Here is a 21,500-nt window from a genome sequence, read left to right as displayed (position 1 = left end):
GTCGGCTGGTGAGGTGCCGCTCAGAAGGGTAGCGGGCGTTCCGCCTCATCCCCAGCGAAGGTGCCGATCTCTCGCAGCGCGTGCATCTTGTCCCGGCCGCGCTCTATCGAGGCCAGCGCCCGGGTGAGGAACTGCTCGAAGTTGGCCAGCGCGGTGTCGACGTAGTCGTCGACCTCCTCACGCAGGCGCTGCGCCTCGGCGCGGGCCTCGCCGATGATCCGGGCGCCCTCGTGCTCGGCCGACACGGTGATCTCGTTCACCGAGACCAGGCGGGCGTGTTCTGCCTCACCCTCGCTGATGATCCGGTCCGCCTCGCGCTTGCCGGCTTCCATGATCTTGTCGCGCTCCTCCAGGAGCGCGGCGGCGCGACGCAGGTCGGCGGGGAGATCGGCACGCATCTCATCGAGGGCAGCGATCATCTCACCCCGGTCGACCATGCAGTTGTTGCGCGACATCGGGACGGAGCGGGCCTGCTCCAGGATGGCGATCAGTTCGTCGATGCGATCGAGCGGGTCCACCGGCTACCTCACTCCTGTCGTTCGTCGGCCGACCTCCATGATGCGGGCTACGGCCGTTCCCCGCGCCACCAATCATGTCGTGCCGGCCCCACCGCCGCCCCACTCACCCCAACCCGGCGAGTCGCGACATAGTCACCCGCAGCTCCCGCCGCGCCTCCCTCGCGCCGATCTTGCACTTCCGGTCGCGCCAGACCACGGCGAAAGGGGGCAATCCGAAACCACAAGTGCAAGATCGCGAGGGCGTGGGGGCAGGTCAGGGGCGGGGGCCCAGGCGGGCCTGGAGGGCTTCGCGGACCGGGTCGGGGACGTGGGCGGAGATGTCGCCACCCCACTTGGCCACGTCCTTGACCAGGCTCGACGAGAGGAACGAGTAGAGCGGGTTGGTCGGCATGAAGAGCGTCTCGACGCCGGCCAGACCGATGTTCATCTGGGCCATCTGCAACTCGTAGTCGAAGTCGCTGACCGCCCGCAGGCCCTTGATCAGCACACTGGCCTGCTGGGCCCGGCAGAAGTCCACCAGCAGCCCTCGGAACGACTCGACCCGCACGTTGCCGTACGACGAGGTCACCTCGCGGAGCATCTCGATGCGCTCCTCGACGGTGAACAGGCCACTCTTCGACTGATTCACCAGCACACCGACGATCACCTCATCGAAGAGCCGGCTGGCCCGCCCGATGATGTCGAGGTGTCCGTTGGTGACCGGGTCGAACGAACCGGGGCACACCGCACGTCTCATGATCGGCGACCGTACCAAAGGGTGGTATCGCCGTAACGGCGACTGCGCTCGGGGGTGATCCCCTCCACCCAGTCGAACTCCCTGGTGCGGCGGGACCGCTCCACCACCACCAACGCGTCGGGCGCCAGCCAGCCGCCGTCGACCAGCGCGGCCAACAGCGCGGTGATCTCCTCGTCCGGAACCGCGTACGGCGGGTCGGCGAAGACCACGTCGTACGCCTCGCCGTCCGGTCCGGCGGCCAGCACCGTCGCCACCTTGCCGGTGACCAGACGGGCCGCCGGACCGGCACGGAGGGCGGCCACGTTCTCCCGGATCACCCGGGCCGCCCGCGGGTCGGACTCGACCAGCAACACGTGCCGGGCACCCCGGGAGAGCGCCTCCAGGCCGACCGCGCCGGAGCCGGCGTACAGGTCGGCGAAGCGGGCGCCGTCGAGATCGACCTCGGCCTGGACGGCACTGAACAGCGCCTCCCGGACCCGGTCCGAGGTGGGTCGGGTGCCGGCGCCGGACGGCGCGGCGATCCGCCGGCCACCGAGCGTCCCGGCCACGATCCGGGTCACCGTTTCCTCCTGCTCATGCCCGCGACGCTACGCGATGCGGCCCGGACCCGGTCAGCACGGCGCGGATCCGGGGAGTTGGCCGGCCGGCGACGACGGGGAGCACCTGAGCAGCTCCGACGGTGCGGTATCCACCGTGGAGCCACGGCGGACGAACCCTCCCCAGTGACCGGATCGGCACCTTCGGTATATCAAAGATCACGAATCAGTGACATTGCCGGATGGCAATGATCTGAACTCCCCTCATTAACCACCCATCAGTACAGTCTCCCCCTGTCCCCGCTTTCGCCGCGGGAACACCACCGCGTCGCGCGACGCCACCGGTGAGCAGGTGACCCCCCGGCCACGATGTCTCCCGGCCTCCCGCCACGCGATCCGTACCCCCCTCACCAGGAGCAGGCGTGAACCCTCCCAAGTCTCCGTTCCGGCGCGTCGCGGCCATCGCCGCGGGCGCGTTGATCGGCATCGCCGGCGTCGGCGTCCTCGCGAGCCCCGCGAGTGCCCACCACCCCGAGCCCTCCGGCACCTACTGCCTGACCTCCGACGGCCAGGTCAAGGTGACCTGGACGGTCGGCAACAGCGAGAACATCGACGCGAAGATCACCACGCTGAAGTCGACCGTCCCGGCCGAATTCACCGGCAGCCTGGCGCAGGACGCCACTCTCCCCGCGAAGGGCGAGGGTTTCCTCACCGGCACCCAGGCCCACCGCTTCGACCAGAAGCGGCCGACGATCGAGCTGACCGTCGAGGCCCGCTGGGTGCGCTCCGACCGGATCGTGACCGAGTCGCGGACCGTGGCCGCCGAGCCGAAGGGCACCTGCGCGGCAGAGGCCACGCCCTCGCCCAGCAGCCCGACGCCGACCGCCACTCCGTCGGCGACCCCCACCCCGACCACCCCTGCCACCTCGCCGTCGCCGAGCCAGCCTCCGACCCAGAGCCCGACCCCGACTGCCACCCCGGCTCCGGCGGAGCCGGTGGGCTCGGTCGAGTCGACCTGCGACAAGCTGACCTTCACGATCGAGAACCCCGCCGACGGTGAGACCGTCACGCTCACCCTGACCCCGAACAAGGGCGAGGTGAAGACGCTGGTCGTCAAGCCGGGCGAGACCGGTTCCGTCTCCTTCGACGCGACCGAGGGTCTCGTCGTCACGCCGGCCGCCGAGGGCCTCGACGACACCGCGCCGATCGCCTGGGAGCAGCCGGCCGACTGCGCCCCGGGTCAGGGTGGCGGTAAGGACGAGCCGGCCCTGCCGCTGACCGGTGCCGCCACCGGCGGCATCATCGCCGGCGCCGTGGTGCTGCTGGCCGCCGGTGCCGCCCTGTTCGTGGTGGCCCGTCGTCGTCGGGTCCGCTTCACCGCCTGAGACAACCCGCTCTGACAGTTGAGGGCGCGTCGACCACCCGGTCGGCGCGCCCTCAACCATGTGGTGGCCTGCGTGGTCAACCCTTTTCCAGGTACTCCGCGCGGTCCTCGTCCACCAGTGCGGCCACCGAGGCGGCCAGTGCCGGGCTGCGGGCAAGCTCCGGGTCGTCCTCGATCAGGGTGATCGCCTCGGCGCGGGCGTCGCGGATCAGGTCGGCGTCGCGTCGCAGGGACAGCAACCGCAGGTGCGAGCGGTGCCCGGACTGGGTGGCACCCAGCACGTCGCCCTCCCGGCGTTGTTCCAGATCGAGTTCGGCGAGCTTGAAACCGTCGCTGGTGGACGCCACCGCGTCCAGCCGCTCCCGCGCCGACGAACCCTCGGCCGCCTCGCTGACCAGCAGACAGAGACCGGCGGCGGCACCCCGACCGACCCGGCCCCGCAACTGGTGCAGCTGGGAGACGCCGAACCGGTCGGCGTCCAGCACGATCATCACGGTGGCGTTCGGCACGTCCACGCCAACCTCGACCACCGTCGTCGCCACCAGCACGTCCAGGTCACCGGCCGCGAAGGAACGCATCACCGCGTCCTTCTCGTCGGCCGGCAGGCGACCGTGCAGCACCCCGATCCGCAGGCCGTGCAGCGGGCCCTCGGCCAGCAGCGGAGCCACCTCGGTGACCGCCAGCGGTGGCCGACGGCCGTTGTCGTCCTCGGGTGGCGGTTCCTCGTCGCTGGTCGGCCCGTCACCGATTCGCGGACACACCACGTACGCCTGGTGGCCGGCGGTCACCTCCTCGCGCAGCCGACGCCAGGCCCGGTCCAGGTAGGCGGGCTTCTCGGCGGCCGGCACCACGTGCGAGGCGATCGGCGACCGCCCCCGGGGCAACTGGGAGAGCGTGGAGACCTCCAGGTCGCCGTAGACGGTCATCGCCACCGTGCGCGGGATCGGGGTGGCCGTCATCACCAGCACGTGCGGCGGCTGATCGGCCTTGGCCCGCAGTGCGTCGCGCTGCTCCACGCCGAAGCGGTGCTGCTCGTCGACCACCACCAGGCCGAGGTCGGCGAAGTCGACTCCCTCGTAGAGCAGGGCGTGGGTGCCGAGCACGATGCCGGCGGCACCGCTGGCCACCTCGCCGAGCGCCCGGCGACGGGCCGCCGCGCCCAGCGAGCCGGTGACCAGCTCGACCCGGGTGGCGTGCTCGGCGGAGCCCAGCTCACCGGCCCGCCCGAGCGGCCCGAGCAGGTCGAGCATGCCGCGGTGGTGCTGCGCGGCCAGCACCTCGGTGGGCGCCAGCAGCGCGGCCTGCCCGCCCGCGTCGACCACCTGGAGCATCGCCCGCAGCGCCACCACCGTCTTGCCCGAGCCCACCTCGCCCTGCAACAGACGGTGCATGGGGTGCGGGGTGGCCAGGTCCGCCGCGATCTCCACACCCACCTCCCGCTGACCGGCCGTCAGCTCGTACGGGAGTCGGGCGTCGAAGGCTTCCAACAGCCCGCCCGGGCGCGCCGGGCGGGGCCGGGCCGGCCAGTCGGCCGCCCGGTGCTTGCGCTGCACCAGGGTCACCTGAACGGCGAAGGCCTCGTCCCACTTGAGGCGCCGCCGCGCCTGGTGCAGCGCCTCCTTGCTGGACGGCCGGTGGATCTCGGTCAGCGCGGGGCCCAGCCCGACCAGCTTGCGGCTGGCCCGCACGGCGCTCGGCAGTGGATCGTCCGGCGGGGTGAAGGTGTCCAGTACGACGCGCACGCAGCGCGCGATCACCCAGGTCGGCACGGCCGCGGCGGCCGGGTAGACGGGGATCAGCGCCCCGGCGAACTCCTCGATGTCGTCGCTGACCGCCGCCTCGCCGTCGCCACTCTCGCCGAGCAGGACGTACTCCGGGCCGTTGAGCTGCCGTTTGCCCCGGAACTCGGTGACCTTGCCAGCGAACAGACCCCACCGGCCTGGGCGCAGCTCGCGCTCGCGCCACGCCTGGTTGCCGAAGAAGGTCAACGTCAGCACCCCGCCGGAGCCGTCGCCGACGGTCACCTCCAGCAGGTTGCCCCGCCGCTGACGCATCGGGCGCACCGCGGTGCGCTGCACCTGGGCCAGCACGGTGACCTGCTCACCGACGTCCAGTGAGCGGATGTCGGTGTGTTCACCACGCTCGTCGTAGCGACGCGGGAAGTGGTAGACGAGGTCACCCGCGGTGTGCAGGTCGAGGTGTGAGGCCAGCGCCTTGGCTGTCTTGTCCCCGACCAGCTTCTTCAGCGGAGTGTCCACCGTGGCTGGTTCGCTCATTCGATCCCTACCAGGAGCGGATAAAACGGCTGGCCGCCCGGGTACGCGTGCACCTCGACGAACGGCCAGCGTCGCGCGACGTGCGCGCGGACGGCGTCGGTGAGCCCGGCCGGAGCGTCCACCCCGGCCAGCAGTGTGACCATCTCGCCGCCACCACCGAGCATCCGGTCGACCACGGCCGCGCAGGTGTCGGTGAGGTCGGTGCCGATCAGGTGCACCTCCCCCTCCACCAGCGCCAGCACGTCACCGGGACGGCACGGGCCGGCCACGGTCAGCGCCTCCCGGCTGGCGTGGCAGACCTCGGCGTAACGGCAGGCGCCAGCCGCCTCGGCCATCGCGATGACGTCGTCCTCGAAACGGCGGTCACCGTCGCGGACCGCGAGGGCTGCGAGGGCCTGGACCGGCGAGCGGGTCGGCACCACGCTCACCTTGATGCCGTACCGATGGGCCTCGCGGGCGGCCGCGCTCGCCACCGCCTCGGTGTTGGCGTCGTTGGGCAGCACCACCACCCGGGCCGCGCCGGTGCTGCGGACGGCGTCCAGCAGCTCACCCGTGGACGGGTTGCCCGGCACGACGGTGGCGCCCTCGGCGGCGAACAGGTCGGCGATGCCGCCGCCGGTGGCCACCACCACCGCGGCCCGGCCGGCCACCAACGGGCCGGAGGGCGACTCCGACTGGTCGGCGAAACGGGTGACCGAGATGCGGTACGGGCGGCCGGCGGCGACACCGGCCTCGACCGCCGCGCCCACGTCGTTGACGTGCACGTGGACGTTCCAGGTGCCTTCCGGCTCACGCCCGTCACCGACGACGACCAGCGAATCTCCCAGGGCGTCGAGTGCCCGCCGCAGCCCGGCGACCGCCTCGGCTCGGGCGTCGAGCAGGAACTGCACCTCGTACGCGTACTCATCCGAACCGGTCTCGCGGGCGACGGTGGCCGCCGGGCGGGCCGAGCGCGGCGTCGGGGCGGGCCGGACCGTGCGCTCCCCGGTCAGCACCTCGACCAGGGCGTCGAGCAACACGCACAGCCCTCGGCCACCGGCGTCGACCACGCCCGCGCGGGCCAGCGCCGGCAGCTGTTCCGGGGTGCGGGCGAGCGCCTCGGCCGCCGCCCGGGCCGCGACGCCGGCAACCGTCCGCAGGTCGTCGCTGTCCGCGCCCTCGGCCGCGGTGGCGGCCGCCGCGACCACGGTGAGCAGGGTGCCCTCGACCGGCCGGGAGACCGCTGTGTACGCGGCGGCGGTGCCGGAGCGCAGCGCGGCGGCCAACTCCCGGCCACGCACCGCCGGCACCCCGGCGGCCTGGTCGGCGAAACCACGCAGGATCTGCGAAAGGATCACCCCGGAGTTGCCCCGCGCGCCGAGCAGCGCGCCCTGGGCCATCAGCCGCAGCGCGTGCCCGTGCGCCGTCGGCCCGCTGTCGGGGAGGGTGTCCAGATCCATGGCGAGGGCCTGCTGCGCCGAGGTGAGGGTGAGCACCAGGTTGGTGCCGGTGTCGCCGTCGGGCACCGGATAGACGTTGAGCTGGTCGATCTCGCCCTGGTGGCGCTTCAGTGCGGCCAGCCCGCTCGCGCACCAGCGGCGGACCGCGGCGGCGTCGAGGGTGTCCAGCACGGGCAGAAGCCTACTGGCGCGCACCGACACCCGTCGGACTCGTCCGGCGTGTCCTCGCCGGCCCGGGCCGGCGCTGGCCGCCGCTCCTCGCCGACCTCGGCCGGCGCTGGCCGCGGCGGGGGCGAGCGCCTCCGGTACCCTTGCCGCCGGGCCGGCCCACCACAGGGCGGACGGGCCCACGACCAGGCGTGAGCCGGGGCACGGGCGAGCGCCGGACCGGGCCGGTTGGCCGGGTCGGCGAGTCATCGGGTAACCTGACCAGGTTGCCCGGGCAGCACCTGCCGGCGACCTCATGAACGTATCAATCCCAGGAGTATCCCGTGGCTAGCGTGTGCGACGTCTGTGGCAAGGGACCGGGCTTCGGCCACAACGTGTCCCACTCGCACCGGCGGACCAACCGCCGCTGGAACCCGAACATCCAGTCGGTGCGTACCCCGGCCGGTGGCGGCAACACCAAGAAGTTGAAGGTCTGCACCTCGTGCATCAAGGCCGGCAAGGTCACCCGCGCCTGACGCGGTAGCACCCACCTTTCGTTCGGCTCAGCCGGCGGACCCCGAGGGTCCGCCGGCTCTGTCGTGTGCCCGGGCAGACGCCGCACAGCGGCCCGCCGGTGCATGGCCTGCCGGCCAGGCGCGCAGGTCAGAGGGTGCGGCCGAAGGAGACGCAGCCCTCCGCGTCCTTGTAGAAGCCGAAGTTCGGGATCCGCTCGTACCCGGCGGAGCCGTACATGGCGATCGCCTCGGGCTGCTTGTCGCCGCATTCCAGGACCACCCGCTTGCGGCCCTGCTCGCGCGCGGAGCGCTCGACGGCCGCCAGCACCGCGCGGGCCACACCCCGCCCCCGTGCCGCCGGGGCCGTGTACATCCGCTTCAGCTCCGCGGTGTCCGCGCCGTGGCTGCGCCAGCCACCGCAGCCGACCGGCTCGCCGGCCAGGTAGGCCACCAGGAACGCGCCGTCGGGCGGCTCGAACTCGGCCGCGTCCACCGGGGTGTCGTCGCCGGTGCCGCCGTAGCGGGCACCGAGGTCGGCCAGTGCGGCGTGGATCAGGTGCTGTGCCACCGGCGCGTCGAACCGCACCGCCCGGATCTCGATCTCACTCACGGTATCCAGGGTACGGCCGCCGGCGGGCCTCACCGGAAGTGGTCCCAGCCGGCCGGGCCGTCGTAGGCGCTGCCGTCGACCGTCACACCGGCACCGTCGGTGACCAGGCCGATCGGCCGCCAGCCCGACGGCAGGACCACCGCCGGGGGGAAGGTCGCGGCCAGCGCGTGGTCGTCGCCACCGGCGAGGACCCAGGTGTACGGGTCGACGCCGAGTGCCTGCGCCGCGTCGGCCATCTGCCGGGGCACCTCGAACCCGTCGCGGCGTACGTCGATCGCCACCCCGCTGGCCGCCGAGACGTGCCCGAGGTCGGCGAGGAGCCCGTCCGACACGTCGATCATGGAGGTGGCGCCGAGCTGGGCGGCTTGCGGGCCGGCCTGGTAGGGCACCTGCGGCCGCCGGTACGCCTCGACCAACAGCCGGGGCGTACGGAAGCCCCGGTTCAGCACGGTCAGCCCGGCTGCCGCGAACCCGGTGCGCCCGGCCAGGGCGAGCACGTCGCCCGGTCGGGCCCCCGAGCGCAGCACGGGCGGACGGCCCGCCAGGTCACCCAGCGCGGTGACCGCGACGGTCAGGGTGGGACTGGCCGACATGTCCCCGCCGACGACGCTCGCGCCGACCGTAGCCGCCTCCGCGGAGAGCCCGTCCGCCAACTCCTCCGCCCAGGCGGTGTCCAGGTCCGCCGGCATGCAGAGAGCGACCAGCAGGGCGGTCGGCGTGGCACCCATCGCCGCGATGTCCGCCAGGTTGGCGGCTGCCGCCCGGTGCCCGACGTCACGGGCGGAGGACCAGTCCCGTCGGAAGTGCCGCCCGTCGACCAGCACGTCGGTGGAGGCCGCCACCCGGCCGTCCGGCGCGGCCACCACCGCCGCGTCGTCGCCCGGGCCGAGCAGGGTCGTCGGCCCGTACGACAGCCGGGCGGTGATCTTCCCGATCAGCCCGAACTCCCCGATCCCGGACACCCCGACGCCGCCGCGGGCGTTCCGCCCGTGCTGCCCGGCTCCGCCGTGCTCGCTCACCGCTGCTCCTTGACCACCGATAGGGATCAGACCTGGTCCGTAAGGTAGTTTCACCCTTCGGGCCGCTCCCGGGCGGCGACGGACGGAGGTCGAGTCGTGGTACAGGCGTACATCCTCATCCAGACCGAGGTCGGCCGCGCACGTGACGTGGCGGGTCTCATCGCGGACATCCCCGGCGTGGTACGCGTCGACGCCGTCACCGGGCCGTACGACGTGGTCGTCCTCACCGAGGCGAACACCGTCGACGAGCTCGGCAAACTCATCGTCAGCAAGGTGCAGATGGTGCCCGGCATCACTCGCACCCTCACGTGTTCGGTGGTGCGGCTGTAAGTGGACGAGATGACGACCTCCTCCTCGGCTCTGGACGACGACGGGGCGCGCGACGCGGCCGACGGGACGTCCGAGCCGGCTGACGGTAACCGGGAGTCGACCGATCCCGCCGCCGCCGCGCCGGCCGGCCGCGATCGGACCATGCGTGGCGCGGCCCTGCTGGCCACGTTGATCGCGCTGCCGATCACGCTGCTGGTGGCCATGCTGGCCTTCAGCAAGCTCAGCCCGGACACGCCGGCCGCCGCGCCGACGCCCTCCGCGTCCACCGCCCGGGTGCAGTCCACCACCCCGGTGGAGATGGCCGCCCCGGCGCTGGCCGCCCGCCCGGCCACGGTCTGCCGGGCCCTGCTCTCCCAGCTTCCGGCGAGCATCCGCGACCTGGCTCAGCGGCCGGTCACCGCCGGCCCGGAGCAGAACGCCGCCTACGGCGACCCCGCGCTCACCGTGGCCTGCGGCGGCACCGAGCCGGCCTTCCTCAGCACCGACGAGGTCTGGACGGTCAACCGGGTCTGCTGGCACCTGGCCGAGCAGGCCGACGCGGCGGTCCTCTCCACGGTCGACCGGGAGACGCTGATCACCGTGCGGGTCCCGCGCTCGTACGAGCAGCCGTTGCAGTGGTTGCCGACGATCTCCAGCACGATCGTGGCGAGCGTCCCCTCCGGCGGCGCGATCCCGTCCGGCTGCCAGCGCTGAACTCGAACCGATCCCGCCCGCGCCGGCTGACCTGCGCGGGCGGGGTCGGACGGCTCAGTGCAGGCCGACGCCGCGCCGCTGGGCGGTACGGATCAGCCGGTTGACCAGCTTCGGGTACTCCAGACCGGAGGCCGCCCACATCCGCGGGAACATCGACGTCGGGGTGAAGCCGGGCATCGTGTTGATCTCGTTGAGGTAGACGTCCAGCTCGGGAGTGACGAAGAAGTCGGCCCGGGCCAGACCGGCGCAGTCCAGCGCGGTGAACGCGCGGACCGCGTACTCCTGCACCTGGCGGGTCACCTTCTCCGGCAGGTTGGCCGGAATGTCGTACTCGCAGGAGTCGTCGAGGTACTTCGCCTCGAAGTCGTAGAAGTCGTGGTCGGCGACGACCCGTACCTCGGCCAGCACGGACGCCTCCGGTGTGCCACCGGCCTCGCCCTCCAGCACACCGCACTCGATTTCGCGGCCGACGATCGCGGCCTCGATGATGACCTTCGGGTCGAACTGCCGGGCGGCGGCGACCGCCGCGTCCAGCTCGGCCCAGTCGGTGACCTTGCTGACGCCGAACGACGACCCGGCCCGGGACGGCTTGACGAAGACCGGCAGGCCGAGCCGCTCCTTGTCCTGCTCGCTGAGCGTCATGCCGTTGCGCAGCACGGCGTACGTGCCGACCGGGATGCCCTCGACGGCACAGAGCTTCTTGGTGAACTCCTTGTCCATCGCGGCCGCGGAGGCGAACACGTTCGCCCCGACGTAGGGGATGCCGGCCATCTCCAGCATTCCCTGGATGGTGCCGTCCTCGCCGTAGGTGCCGTGCAGCACCGGGAAGACCACGTCCACGTCGGCCAGCGCCCGGGGGCCCTCGGTCGGGTCGAGCACCATCAGTCCGTTGCCGGTGGGGTCGGCGCGCAGCACGATGTCGTCGCCCGAGTCGGCGGTGATCTCCGGCAGCTGACGGGCGTTGATCGCGAGCTGGGCGGGGTCTCCGTTGGTCAACACCCACTGGCCGGCCCGGGTGATGCCCACCGGCACCACCTCGAACTCGTCCGGGTCGAGTGCGCCGAACACGCTGCCGGCGCTGACGCAGGAGATGCCGTGCTCCGGGCTGCGGCCGCCGAAGACGATCGCCACGCGGGTCTTGCCTGGGGTGGTCACTCCGGTCACCTCTTCGTACGCGACTGCGGCTGGTCGTGCTCGCCGGTGGCGCTCACCCGGTTGACCTTACTGTGCGTGGCCACCGGGCGAGGCGATACCCGGCGAGCCACGGCACGACACGGCAAACGGTCAGGAGAGGATATACGGTGTGTAACCGGATGGTAGCGGTGCCACAGACCGCTGACCTGGGGCTGCTCAGTCCCGGGAGTGCCGGCGGCCGACCGCGATCACCTTCACCCGCTGTCGACCGGCCCGCACCATGCCCAGCGCCATGAACGCTCCGGCGATGCGGTCGGCGGCCTCCCGGCTGCTGGCGCCGACGACCTGCCGGCGCCGTTCCGGCGCGACCCGCTCGTTGCGGTAGACGCTCTCGACGGGGCGCACGTCGGTGAGCACCACGAGGAAGCGGGTCATCGCACGCCGCCCGAGGGTACGGCGGGGGGCTCCGGGCGGGTTCGCACGTCGTCTCCTTCCGGCAGGCCGGGATGGAGGGGCGGCACGCGACGATCGGGTACGGGGGAGAAACCCGATCGCCGCGCGCCCCATCCCCTCCGGTCGCTCACCACCACCGTCGCCACGACAACCGGCGGTGAGGACGCCATCACAGATTGACACGTGTATAGGCGTGAATGCAACTCCCATCGACGTTCTCTCATGCAGACGATCCCGCAAATGTATGCGACCATCGATGCATGGCTCCGAAGACCGCCCGCGCCCGCCGGCTCGGCATCGCCCTGCGCCACCACCGGGAAGCCGCCGGGCTGACGCTGGAGACCGCGGCGGATGAGATCAACAGCACCCGCAGCACCCTCTCCCGCTACGAGAACGCCCAGACCCTGATCAGCCCCGCCACCGTGCGCGCCCTGCTCACGTCGTACGGGGTGAGTGCCGAGGAGGTGGCCGCCGCGGTGCAGCTCGCCAAGGACGCCCGCAAGCCCGGCTGGTGGGTGTCGTACTCCTACCTGCTGAGTCCGCGCACCATCGACTTCATCGCGCTGGAGGCCGAGGCGACCGCCATCGCCAACTTTGAGCCCTCGGTGGTGCCCGGCCTGTTGCAGACCGCGGACTACATCCGTGGCGTGATGCGCGGCGGGCCGCACACCCTCGGCGACGACCTGGTGGAGCAGCGGGTCAAGATCCGGCTCGACCGACAACAGCGACTCACCGCCGACCAGCCGCCCATCCTCGACGCGATCATCGACGAGGGCGCGCTGCTACGGCCGGTCGGTGACCAGTCGGTGATGAACGGGCAACTACGGCACCTGGTCAAGATGGCCGAGTTGCCGAACATCAGCGTCCAGGTGATCCCGCTCTCCGCCGGCTACCACCGGGGCACCCGGGGTTCCCTGCACATCCTCGAGTTCGCCGACCCGGAGGACCCGATCATCGCGTCGGTGGAGACCGTCGCAGGTCAGATGATCCTCGACCGCGCCGGCGAGACGCGTACCTGCACCAAGATCATGGAGCATCTCCGAAGCGTGGCGCTCAGCCCGGCGGACAGCCGCGAGATGCTCCTGTCAGTCCTGAAGGGACGGTAGGACCGATGACCCCGATGATCACAGCGGCCTTGGCCGCGGCGCCGTGGCGCAAGAGCAGCCGCAGCGGCGACGAAGGCGCCTGCGTGGAGGTGGCCGCGATCCCGCAGTTCGTGGCAGTCCGCGACTCCAAGGACCCGGCCGGCCCGGCCCTGCTGTTCCCAACGGCGGCCTGGGCCGCCTTCGCCCAGGCGCCACCGCAGCGCTGACCAGAGGTGCCGAGCCGGTGCGGGCCGAGGCCCGCGCCGGCTCAGGCAACCAGCGGGCGGGGCTCCGGAACAGCGCGTAGCGCCTCCAGCGCGGCGATCGCGACGCCTCGGGCACCGGCCATGTCCCGGTCCGGCACCAGCGCGAAGGTAGCCACCGCCGCCTGCTCCTCGCGGAGCACTGTGTGCTCGCGGACCGTCGCCAGGAACCAGTCGCGGAACTCCGGTGCCGCCTCCACCACCCCGCCTCCGACGAAGTACGCGTGCGGGTCGGTGAAGTTCGCGGCGACGGTGAACAGCCGCCCCAGCGCCTTCGCCTGCTGGGTGAAGAGGTCCCGCGCGAGGGCGTCGTCGCGCTCGCCGTACCCCCGGACCAGCTTGGCCGCCCGGGCCACCGGCTCGGCGGCGAGCGGGTGGTCGGGGTACCGGGTCAGCCAGTACGGCAGCAGGTTGCGTTCGATGCCGGTCAGCGAGGCGACGCTCTCGACATCTCCGGTGAAGCCGCAGGCGCAGGTGGGCTCCGGCTGACCCGGGCCGAGCAGCCCGTTCAGCGGGATGTGCACGTGGCCCAACTCCCCCGCCATCCCGGCCGCGCCGGCGATCACCCGACCGCTCTCGACCACACCGCCGCCGAGGCCGGTGCCGACGATCGCGGACACCGACGAGCGGTTCATCGCGTCGGCACCGAAGTAGACGTGGTGGGCGTAGAGCGCGGCCGCGTTGCCGTCGTTGTGATAGATCACCGGCAGCCCGAGCCGTCGCTCCAGCGCCCCTCGCACGTCGAAGCCGCGCCAGGCCGGCTGGGAGAAGTTGGTGGAGCCCCGCGACGAGATGACGCCCTCGGCGCTGGCCGGGCCGGGAGTGTCCAGCCCGACCGCCTGGACCAGGTCACGAGGCACGCCGGTCTGCGCCAGGGCGCCGTCCAGCGCCTGGGCCAACGCCTCGATCGCCGCCTCCGGCCCGGCCCGCACCTCGCTGGGGATCTCCAACAGCCCGTCCACCAGGAAGTGGCCGTCCACCGTCAGCACGGTGGCGTTGTTGCTGGTGCCGCCGTTGTCCAGCCCGACGACCACCGGCACCCCTGCGCTGCCCACCGAAACCGCCTCCCGCCGTCATGAGTGTGAGCCGAGGCTAGTGCCAACCCCCCTCCCCCGCCATGCCGGAACGGCCGCACCCTCCCCGCGATCTTGCACTTGCTGTCCCGACACAAGGGGCATTCCACTCATCCCGGCAACCGAAACTGCAAGATCGCGCGGGTGGGGTGGGGTGGGGTGGGGTGGGGTGGGGTGGGTCAGGGGCGGCGGGCGAAGACCGCCGTGGCGTCCAGGTCTTCGTCGTGGCGCACGGTTGGCAGCAGGCCGGCCGCCCCGAACGCTTCGCAGAGTGTGTCGACCTGGGTGGTGCCGGCTTCGACCACCAGGTGGCCGCCGGGGGTCAACCACCCGGCGGCGTCGGCACCGACCCGACGCAACACGGAAAGCCCGTCCGGGCCGCCGTCGAGCGCCACCGGGGCCTCGTGCAGCCGCGCCTCCGGCGGCATCAGTGCGACCGCGTCGGTCGGCACGTACGGGGCGTTGGCGACCACCAGGTCCAGCCGACCCCGCCACTGCCGGGGCAGCGGCGCGAAGAGGTCGCCCTCGTACACCTCGGCGTCCAACCCGACGACGTTGCGGCGGGCACACGCCACGGCCGCCGGGTCGATGTCGGCGGCGGCCAGCCAGCGTGGCGCGAGCCGGTGCGCCAGCGCGACGGTGGTGGCCCCGGAGCCGCAGCACAGGTCGACCACGGCCGGCGCCGTGCCGGTCAGCTCGGCCGCCACCTCGACCAGCAGAGCGGTCCGGGCCCGGGGCACGAAGACGCCCTCGTCGACGGCTATCCGCAGGCCACAGAACTCCGCCCAGCCGAGCAGATACTCCAACGGCTCGCCGGCCACCCGACGGTCGGTCAGGTCGGCCAACGCCGCCGGGCTGCGCGCGGCGGCCAGCAGCAGCTCGGCCTCGTCCTCGGCGTAGACGCAGCCGGCGGCGCGCAGCCGACTCACGAGAGCGGCCCGCTCGGTGGGGGGAGGAGACGTCAAACCGGTCCGGCCACATCGAGCGCGGCGGCGATGTCGGCCACCAGGTCCGTGGTGTCCTCCGCGCCACAGGAGAGCCGGACGAAGCCGGGAGCGGTGTCGTCGCCCCACTGCGCCCGCCGGTCCGCAGTGGTGTGCAGGCCACCGAAGGAGGTCGCCGCCGCCACCAGCCGGGCGGCCTGGACGAATCGGCCCACCCGGTCGGCGTCGCCCAGGTCGAACGAGAGCACCCCCGGTATCCGGCGCATCTGCGCCGAGGCCACCGGGTACGCCGGGTCGTCCGGCCGCCCCGGCCAGCGCAGGCCGGTCACGTCCGACCGGCCGGCGAGCAGCTCGACGACCGCGGCGGCGTTCGCGCTCTGCCGCGTCAGCCGCAGGTCGAGAGTGGCCAGTGACCGGTGGGCCAGCCAGGCGTCGAACGCGCCCGGGACCGCGCCGGTGGTGGTACGCCAGGTCGTCACGGCGGCGATCAGCTCGGCGGACCGGCTGGCCAGGTAGCCCAGCAGCAGGTCGGAGTGGCCGGTGAGCGCCTTCGTGCCGGAGGCGACCACCAGGTCGGCACCGAGATCCAGCGGGCGCTGACCGAGCGGGGTGGCAGTGGTGTTGTCCACCGCGAGCAGCGCGCCGTCGGCGTGCGCCCGCTCGGCCAGGGCCGCCACGTCGACCACGTCGAGGCCCGGGTTGGCGGGCGTCTCCACCAGCACCAGCCGGACGCCCTCGAACGACGGGTACGGCCCGACGGTCGGGGCGAACAGCACCCGGACGCCGATCCCCTCCAGCACATCGGTGGCGAACGCCCGGACCGGGAAGTATCCGTCGGTGGGGAGCACCACGGTGTCCCCCGGCCGCAGCAGGGTGAGCAGCAGGCCGGTGATGGCCGCCTGACCGGTCGCGAAGACCCGGCAGTCACCGCCCTCCAGCTCGCCCACCGCCGCCTCCAGCAGCCGCCGGGTCGGGTTGTCGGGGCGGCCGTAGCCGTTCGGCGACGTGCCCTGACCAGCAAACGGGTCGAGGTGGTACGGCGCGGCGAAGACCGGCCCGGGTAGGAACGGGTCCCCCGGTGCCGGCTCGGGCAGGCCAGCACGTACGCAGCGGGTGCCGTCTCCCCACTCGCTCATCGGGTTCCTCACTCGTACGACTCGGGTTTGGCGGTGCGGCTCATCAGGGTCTCCACGGCGATGCGCGGGTCCATCCCCTCGTGGCAGATCCGCTCGACCTGCTCGGTGATCGGCATCTCGACGCCGTGCGCCCGGGCCAGGTCGCGGATGGCCAGGCAGCTCTTCACGCCCTCGGCGGTCTGCCGGGTCGCGGCCTGGGCCTGCTCCAGCGTCTCGCCCCGGCCCAGGTGCTCCCCGAAGGTGCGGTTGCGGGCCAGCGGGGACGAGCAGGACGCGACCAGGTCGCCCATGCCGGCGAGGCCGGCGAAGGTGATCGGGTCCGCGCCGAGCGCCACGCCCAGTCGGGCCGTCTCGGCCAGCCCACGGGTCATCAGCATGGCCCGGGTGTTGTCGCCGAAACCCATCGCGGTGGCGATGCCGTAGGACAGGGCGATCACGTTCTTGACCGCCCCGCCCAGCTCACAGCCGATCACGTCGTCGTTGGTGTAGGGGCGCAGGTACGGCGTCCGGATCGACGACTGGACGAGCGTGGCGCGGGCGCTGTTCGTCCCGGCGACCACTGTCGCGGCGGGCTGCTCGGCGGCGATCTCCGGGGCCAGGTTCGGGCCGGACACGACGACCACCCGGTCCGCGGCGACCCCGGCGGTCTCCACGATGACCTCGCTCATCCGCTTGGTGGTGCCCAGCTCGATGCCCTTCATCAGCGACACCAGGGTGGAATCCGGGTGCAGGTGCCCGGCCCATTCGGCGAGGTTGCCGCGCAGGGTCTGCGACGGCACGGCCAGCACCACCACCTCGGCGTCGGTGATCGCCTCGGCGGCGTCGGCGGTGGCGGTGACGCGGGCCGGGAGCAGCAGGTTGGGCAGGTACTCGTGATTGCGGCGCTCGGTCCGGATGCTCTCGGCGACCGGTGCCCGGCGGGCCCACACCGTCACGTCCCGCCCCGCGTCCGCGAGGATCTTGGCGAACGCGGTGCCCCAGGAACCGGCACCGAGCACCGCGACGTGACCGCTCATGCCACTTCATCCCGCTGCTCGCGGCCGACGGAGGACCGGGCCGGTCGCTCCCACAGTGGCGGCGGGGTACCGCCACGGATCTCGGCGAGCATGTCCCGCAGCCGCAACATGATGGTGTCCGTCATCTCCTCGAGGGTGGCCCGGGTCGGCTCGGCGTCCGCCCACCGGCTCAGGTCGATCGGCTCCCCGGCGGCAACGGTCACCGGAATCCGGGGGCGCAGGCTGACACGGGTCGTCCGCGGGTCGAAGATCCGTTCCGGCCCCCACATCACCACCGGTACGACCGGGGCGCCGGTGGCCAGGGCCAGCCGAGCCGCACCGGTCTTGGCCTTCATCGGCCAGAGGTCCGGCTGTCGCGTGGTGGTGCCCTCAGGGTAGATCACGACCGCGCCGCCCTTGTCGAGCGCGGCGACCAGTGCGTCCAGCGAGCGGACCGCGTCCACGCTGCCCCGCTCGACCGGGATCTGCAGGCACCGGTGCAGGATCCAGCCGACCACCGGCACCCGGAACACGCTGGCCTTGCCGAGGTACTGCGGCCAGCGCCCGGAGTCGTAGATGAAGTGCGCGGACACCAGCGGATCGGCGTGCGAGATGTGGTTCGCCACGATGATCACGCCGCCGTCGCGGTGGAGATGCTCCTGACCACGCCAGGTACGCCGGGTCCAGACAAGCATCACCGGCTTCACCAGCGCCACGGCGAACCGTTGCCAGAACCCCAGCCTCCGCCGTGCCACTGTGCCTCCTCGTCGCGCCCCAACCCCGCCGCGAAATTCCGCCCGCGACACCCGCAGCGGAAATCATGCCTGCTCGCCCCCGGTACGGCCAGCGAGGGGCCTGTCGTCCGGCTGGCAGGATTGCGGACGTGAGTCAGCCGAGGTGGGCCGTGGTGGTGCCGGTGAAGCAGCTGGCCGTGGCCAAGAGCCGGCTGCGGGGCGCGCTGCCCGGCGTACCGCACGAGGAGTTGGCGCTGGCCCTGGCGGCCGACACGCTCCGCGCGGTGCTGGCCTGCCCGGCGGTCGCCGAGGCCCTGGTGGTGACCGACGACGCCCGGGTGGCGGCGGCGGCGCGGGCCGGCGGCGCGCGCGTGCTGCCGGACGAGCCGGACGCCGGCCTGAACGCCGCGTTCCGGCACGGGGCGGCCGGGGCCGTCGCCGGGTGGGTGGCCGGGATCACCGCAGACGTGCCGGCGCTGCGCCCGGCCGAGCTGGCCGGCGCGCTGCTCGCGGCGCAGAACGGTCGACCGGGGGTACGCCGGTTCCTGCCGGACGCACCCGGCGCGGGCACGGTGCTGCTCACCGCCGGGCCGGGCGTGCCGCTGGATCCGCGTTTCGGGGTGGGCTCGGCGGTCGCGCACGCGGCGAGCGGGGCGCTGCCGCTCGACGGCGACTGGCCCAGCCTGCGCCGGGACGTGGACACCGCCGCGGACCTGGCCGCCGCCGCCCGGCTCGGGCTGGGGCCGCGCACGGCCGCCCTGGTGGCCGCCGGTCGCGCCGCCCGCGCCGCCGGCTGAGCCGCCCGGGTGGGCTGAGCCCGCGCCACGGGGTGAACCACCGGGTGTACGGTGCCAGCATGCAGGGCACGGTGGCCAGCTACGACGCGGCGACGCGCAGCGGTGTCCTGCTGCTCGACGACGGCACCGAGATGCGCTTCCCCGCCCGGGCCTTCGACGCCTCCGGGCTGCGGCTTCTCCGGCTCGGGCAGCGGGTTCGCATCGACACCGATCCCGACGGCGAGGTTGTCCGGGTGACATTGCCGACGATGATCTGACCCGGCGAGCCCAAGTTCATTTTGCGTTTACCGTAATCGGGTGATTATGAGCGGGTGAGCACCCCTCGCGAGCAACCGGTCCACCCGCCCGCCACCGACCTCCGCAACGGCTCCCGTACGCGCGGCACCGATGGGCGCTTCCGCCCGTCCCGCGCCGAACGTGCCGGTGCCGCCCGCGCCGACACGCTCGCCGACGATCCCGGTGCCGCCTCCTCCGGGCTTGACGAGGTCATCGACCCCGCCCCGAAGATCGCAGCGGACGGCCCGGCCCCCGGTGACGTCCACCAGGTCCTGCCCGACGACCTGCCGACCGGTGCCGCACCGGAGGACGACGACGAGCCCCCGGCGGCCCCGCCGCTGCCCGAGGACCGGTTCCTCAACCGGGAGCTGTCCTGGCTCGACTTCAACGCCCGGGTGCTCACCCTGGCCGAGGACCAGCGCACCCCGCTGCTGGAGCGGGCCAAGTTCCTGGCCATCTTCGCCAGCAATCTCGACGAGTTCTACATGGTGCGCATCGCCGGACTGAAGCGGCGGCTCTCCGCCGGCCTGCCGGTGCGCGGCGGGGACCGGTTGCCCCTGCGTACGCAGTTGGAGCTGATCGCCGAGCGGACCGCCGCGCTGGGTGCCCGGCACGCCGCCTGCTTCGTCGACGACGTGCTGCCCAAGCTGGCCGACGAGGGCATCCGCATCCTGCGCTGGGGCGAGCTGGGCGACGGCGAACGGGAGCGGCTGCGCACCTACTTCCGGGAGCACATCTTTCCGGTGCTGACCCCGCTCGCGGTGGACCCGGCGCACCCGTTCCCGTACATCTCGGGGCGGTCGCTGAACCTGGCGGTGGCGGTTCGCGACCCGGACGGCGGTTCGGAGCTGTTCGCCCGGGTGAAGGTGCCCAACAACGTCCCCCGCTTCGTCCGGGTGGACCGGGACCAGCCGGGCGTCCGGATGCTGCCGGTGGAGGACCTGATCTCGGTGCACCTGGGGCAGCTGTTCAGTGGCATGCAGGTGGTCGAGTGCCACCTGTTCCGGGTCACCCGCAACGCCGAGGTGGAGGTCGACGAGGACCGCGACGAGGATCTGCTCCAGGCCCTGGAACGGGAGCTGGCCCGTCGGCGGTTCGGTCCCCCGGTCCGCCTGGAGGTCGCCGCGTCCATCTCCGACCACATGTTGGAGCTGCTGGTCCGCGAGCTGGACATGGACGACCAGGACGTGCTGCGGGTGCCGGGCCTGCTGGACCTGTCCGCGCTGTGGCAGGTCTACGGCGAGGCGGACCGGCCGGACCTGAAGGACCCGCCGTTCGTGCCGGCCACCCATCCCCGGCTCGCCGAGGGCGAGGTGCCGCGCAGCGTCTTCTCCACCCTGCGCGACGGGGACATCCTGGTGCACCACCCGTACCACTCGTTCGCCACCAGCGTGCAGCGCTTCATCGAGCAGGCCGCCGCCGACCCGAACGTGCTGGCCATCAAGCAGACCCTCTACCGGACCAGCGGCGACTCCCCGATCGTCGACGCGCTCGTCGACGCGGCCGCCGCCGGCAAGCAGGTGGTGGTGCTGGTGGAGGTGAAGGCCCGCTTCGACGAGGTGGCCAACATCGGCTGGGCCCGCACGCTGGAACGCGCCGGCTGCCACGTGGTGTACGGCCTGGTCGGCTTGAAGACGCACTGCAAGACCGCGCTGGTGGTCCGGCAGGAGGGCAACCAGATCCGTCGCTACTGCCACATCGGCACCGGCAACTACCACCCGAAGACGGCCCGACTGTACGAGGACTTCGGCATGCTCACCGCCGACCCGGAGATCGGCGCCGACCTCACCGACCTGTTCAACGTGCTCACCGGGTACAGCCGGCAGACCGCGTACCGGCGGTTGCTGGTCGCCCCGCAGGGCATCCGCAGCGGCCTCATCGAGCGGATCGAGCGGGAGATCTCGCACGTCCGCCTGGGCATGCCCGGCCTGGTCCAGTTCAAGGTCAACTCCCTGGTCGACGAGGGGGTGACCGACGCGCTGTACCGCGCCTCCCAGGCCGGCGTCCACGTCGACCTGCTCATTCGGGGCATGTGCACGCTGCGCCCGGGGGTGCCGGGGTTGTCGGAGAACATCCGGGTCCGCTCGATCCTCGGCCGGTTCCTGGAACACTCCCGGGTCTTCCGGTTCGGCAACAACGGCGAGGCCGAGTTCTGGATGGGCTCGGCCGACCTCATGCACCGCAACCTGGACCGCCGGGTGGAGGCGCTGGTGCAGGTGAGCGACCCGGTCGCCCGCGCCGAGCTGGACCATGTGCTCACCGCCGCGATGAGCCCCGAAGTGGACGCGTTCGAGCTGGCCGGCGACGGGACCTGGACCCGGCGTACCGGCGGTGGCAACGCCGCCCGGACCCATCTGCAGGAACTGCTGCTGCGCCGCGTCGGTGGCACGGCCAGCTGACCGCGCAG

The 21,500-nt window shown here is 72.8% G+C and carries 23 protein-coding genes; 9 read left to right on the top strand and 14 right to left on the bottom strand.

Translation table 11 applies throughout. The annotated features are described in order from the left end of the window. Window positions 1-20: 20 nt before the first annotated feature. The 3 genes from ACFYP0_RS27635 to rsmD form a co-directional block, all read right to left on the bottom strand. Window positions 21-518, bottom strand: a complete 498-nt coding sequence (locus ACFYP0_RS27635; protein WP_030335287.1) for a hypothetical protein — start codon at window positions 516-518, stop codon at window positions 21-23. Window positions 519-771: 253 nt separating this feature from the next. Then, the gene (gene coaD, locus ACFYP0_RS27630) at window positions 772-1,254 is read right to left on the bottom strand and encodes a pantetheine-phosphate adenylyltransferase (protein ID WP_091393067.1); all 483 of its coding nucleotides are present in this window, start codon (window positions 1,252-1,254) and stop codon (window positions 772-774) included. Further along, entirely contained in the window at window positions 1,251-1,814 is a 564-nt protein-coding gene (gene rsmD / locus ACFYP0_RS27625; RefSeq protein WP_124861604.1) for a 16S rRNA (guanine(966)-N(2))-methyltransferase RsmD, read from the bottom strand. Before rsmD ends, coaD begins: the two co-directional genes overlap by 4 nt. A gap of 398 nt (window positions 1,815-2,212) precedes the next feature. Between rsmD and ACFYP0_RS27620 the strand changes: the two genes are divergently transcribed. Further along, a complete protein-coding gene (locus ACFYP0_RS27620; RefSeq protein ID WP_124861607.1) occupies window positions 2,213-3,175 on the top strand; it encodes an LPXTG cell wall anchor domain-containing protein in 963 nt (320 codons plus the stop codon). A 76-nt stretch (window positions 3,176-3,251) separates the two neighbouring features. Here ACFYP0_RS27620 and recG read toward each other — a convergent pair whose 3' ends face one another. Together recG and ACFYP0_RS27610 are read right to left on the bottom strand one after the other, a co-directional pair. Beyond that, on the bottom strand, window positions 3,252-5,450 hold the full coding sequence (gene recG, locus ACFYP0_RS27615; protein ID WP_356976295.1) for an ATP-dependent DNA helicase RecG: 2,199 nt from the start codon (window positions 5,448-5,450) through the stop codon (window positions 3,252-3,254). Beyond that, window positions 5,447-7,060, bottom strand: coding sequence for a DAK2 domain-containing protein (locus tag ACFYP0_RS27610; RefSeq protein ID WP_124861613.1), 1,614 nt, complete (start codon window positions 7,058-7,060; stop codon window positions 5,447-5,449). Before ACFYP0_RS27610 ends, recG begins: the two co-directional genes overlap by 4 nt. Window positions 7,061-7,380: 320 nt before the next feature. On the opposite strand from ACFYP0_RS27610, the gene rpmB reads away from it, so the two are divergent. Continuing rightward, window positions 7,381-7,572 (top strand): 50S ribosomal protein L28, encoded by a 192-nt coding sequence (rpmB, locus tag ACFYP0_RS27605; protein WP_011905179.1) that lies wholly within the window; start codon window positions 7,381-7,383, stop codon window positions 7,570-7,572. Window positions 7,573-7,699: 127 nt separating this feature from the next. Here rpmB and ACFYP0_RS27600 read toward each other — a convergent pair whose 3' ends face one another. Continuing rightward, window positions 7,700-8,161 carry a GNAT family N-acetyltransferase gene (locus ACFYP0_RS27600; protein ID WP_124861616.1) on the bottom strand — a complete coding sequence of 154 codons (462 nt, stop codon included), beginning with the start codon at window positions 8,159-8,161 and terminating at the stop codon, window positions 7,700-7,702. A 29-nt stretch (window positions 8,162-8,190) separates the two neighbouring features. Continuing rightward, the gene (locus ACFYP0_RS27595; protein WP_124861619.1) at window positions 8,191-9,180 is read right to left on the bottom strand and encodes a thiamine-phosphate kinase; all 990 of its coding nucleotides are present in this window, start codon (window positions 9,178-9,180) and stop codon (window positions 8,191-8,193) included. Between the two features lie 96 nt (window positions 9,181-9,276). On the opposite strand from ACFYP0_RS27595, the gene ACFYP0_RS27590 reads away from it, so the two are divergent. Together ACFYP0_RS27590 and ACFYP0_RS27585 are read left to right on the top strand one after the other, a co-directional pair. Beyond that, window positions 9,277-9,510 (top strand): Lrp/AsnC ligand binding domain-containing protein, encoded by a 234-nt coding sequence (locus ACFYP0_RS27590; RefSeq protein ID WP_030487446.1) that lies wholly within the window; start codon window positions 9,277-9,279, stop codon window positions 9,508-9,510. Window positions 9,511-9,519: 9 nt separating this feature from the next. After that, the gene (locus ACFYP0_RS27585; RefSeq protein WP_356976291.1) at window positions 9,520-10,203 is read left to right on the top strand and encodes a DUF3515 family protein; all 684 of its coding nucleotides are present in this window, start codon (window positions 9,520-9,522) and stop codon (window positions 10,201-10,203) included. Between the two features lie 54 nt (window positions 10,204-10,257). On the opposite strand, the gene ACFYP0_RS27580 is transcribed toward ACFYP0_RS27585, so the two are convergent. Both ACFYP0_RS27580 and ACFYP0_RS27575 read right to left on the bottom strand, forming a co-directional pair. Continuing rightward, window positions 10,258-11,358: a D-alanine--D-alanine ligase family protein gene (locus ACFYP0_RS27580; RefSeq protein WP_091393084.1), complete on the bottom strand. Its 1,101-nt coding sequence runs from the start codon at window positions 11,356-11,358 to the stop codon at window positions 10,258-10,260. 195 nt (window positions 11,359-11,553) lie between these two features. Beyond that, window positions 11,554-11,772 (bottom strand): hypothetical protein, encoded by a 219-nt coding sequence (locus ACFYP0_RS27575; RefSeq protein WP_356976289.1) that lies wholly within the window; start codon window positions 11,770-11,772, stop codon window positions 11,554-11,556. A 278-nt stretch (window positions 11,773-12,050) separates the two neighbouring features. On the opposite strand from ACFYP0_RS27575, the gene ACFYP0_RS27570 reads away from it, so the two are divergent. Next, a complete protein-coding gene (locus tag ACFYP0_RS27570; RefSeq protein WP_124861628.1) occupies window positions 12,051-12,896 on the top strand; it encodes a helix-turn-helix domain-containing protein in 846 nt (281 codons plus the stop codon). 5 nt (window positions 12,897-12,901) lie between these two features. Next, window positions 12,902-13,102, top strand: coding sequence for a DUF397 domain-containing protein (locus ACFYP0_RS27565; protein ID WP_124861631.1), 201 nt, complete (start codon window positions 12,902-12,904; stop codon window positions 13,100-13,102). Window positions 13,103-13,143: 41 nt separating this feature from the next. On the opposite strand, the gene ACFYP0_RS27560 is transcribed toward ACFYP0_RS27565, so the two are convergent. The 5 genes from ACFYP0_RS27560 to ACFYP0_RS27540 form a co-directional block, all read right to left on the bottom strand. Next, window positions 13,144-14,193 (bottom strand): ROK family protein, encoded by a 1,050-nt coding sequence (locus ACFYP0_RS27560; RefSeq protein WP_356976287.1) that lies wholly within the window; start codon window positions 14,191-14,193, stop codon window positions 13,144-13,146. A 197-nt stretch (window positions 14,194-14,390) separates the two neighbouring features. Next, window positions 14,391-15,176 carry a putative protein N(5)-glutamine methyltransferase gene (locus tag ACFYP0_RS27555; protein ID WP_356976285.1) on the bottom strand — a complete coding sequence of 262 codons (786 nt, stop codon included), beginning with the start codon at window positions 15,174-15,176 and terminating at the stop codon, window positions 14,391-14,393. After that, window positions 15,173-16,291, bottom strand: coding sequence for a cystathionine gamma-lyase (locus ACFYP0_RS27550; RefSeq protein WP_386998054.1), 1,119 nt, complete (start codon window positions 16,289-16,291; stop codon window positions 15,173-15,175). The genes ACFYP0_RS27555 and ACFYP0_RS27550 overlap by 4 nt, the downstream gene beginning before the upstream one ends. An 8-nt stretch (window positions 16,292-16,299) precedes the next feature. After that, complete coding sequence (locus tag ACFYP0_RS27545) at window positions 16,300-17,307, bottom strand: NAD(P)H-dependent glycerol-3-phosphate dehydrogenase (RefSeq protein ID WP_356976281.1); 1,008 nt, start codon at window positions 17,305-17,307, stop codon at window positions 16,300-16,302. Beyond that, window positions 17,304-18,041 carry a lysophospholipid acyltransferase family protein gene (locus ACFYP0_RS27540; RefSeq protein ID WP_356976279.1) on the bottom strand — a complete coding sequence of 246 codons (738 nt, stop codon included), beginning with the start codon at window positions 18,039-18,041 and terminating at the stop codon, window positions 17,304-17,306. Before ACFYP0_RS27540 ends, ACFYP0_RS27545 begins: the two co-directional genes overlap by 4 nt. Before the next feature lie 128 nt (window positions 18,042-18,169). Here ACFYP0_RS27540 and cofC point away from each other — a divergent pair, with 128 nt between their 5' ends. The 3 genes from cofC to ACFYP0_RS27525 are packed head-to-tail and all read left to right on the top strand — an operon-like array spanning window position 18,170 to window position 21,492. Next, window positions 18,170-18,817 (top strand): 2-phospho-L-lactate guanylyltransferase, encoded by a 648-nt coding sequence (gene cofC / locus ACFYP0_RS27535; protein ID WP_356976277.1) that lies wholly within the window; start codon window positions 18,170-18,172, stop codon window positions 18,815-18,817. A 59-nt stretch (window positions 18,818-18,876) separates the two neighbouring features. Beyond that, complete coding sequence (locus ACFYP0_RS27530) at window positions 18,877-19,074, top strand: cold-shock protein (RefSeq protein ID WP_030335323.1); 198 nt, start codon at window positions 18,877-18,879, stop codon at window positions 19,072-19,074. Window positions 19,075-19,128: 54 nt separating this feature from the next. Next, window positions 19,129-21,492, top strand: coding sequence for an RNA degradosome polyphosphate kinase (locus ACFYP0_RS27525; protein WP_356976272.1), 2,364 nt, complete (start codon window positions 19,129-19,131; stop codon window positions 21,490-21,492). Window positions 21,493-21,500 lie beyond the last annotated feature (8 nt).

Source organism: Micromonospora arida, assembly GCF_042873195.1.
GTDB classification, from domain to species: domain Bacteria; phylum Actinomycetota; class Actinomycetes; order Mycobacteriales; family Micromonosporaceae; genus Micromonospora; species Micromonospora arida.
Note: the sequence above shows the minus strand (reverse complement) of the source record. Positions and strands in the feature narration are given on the sequence as shown.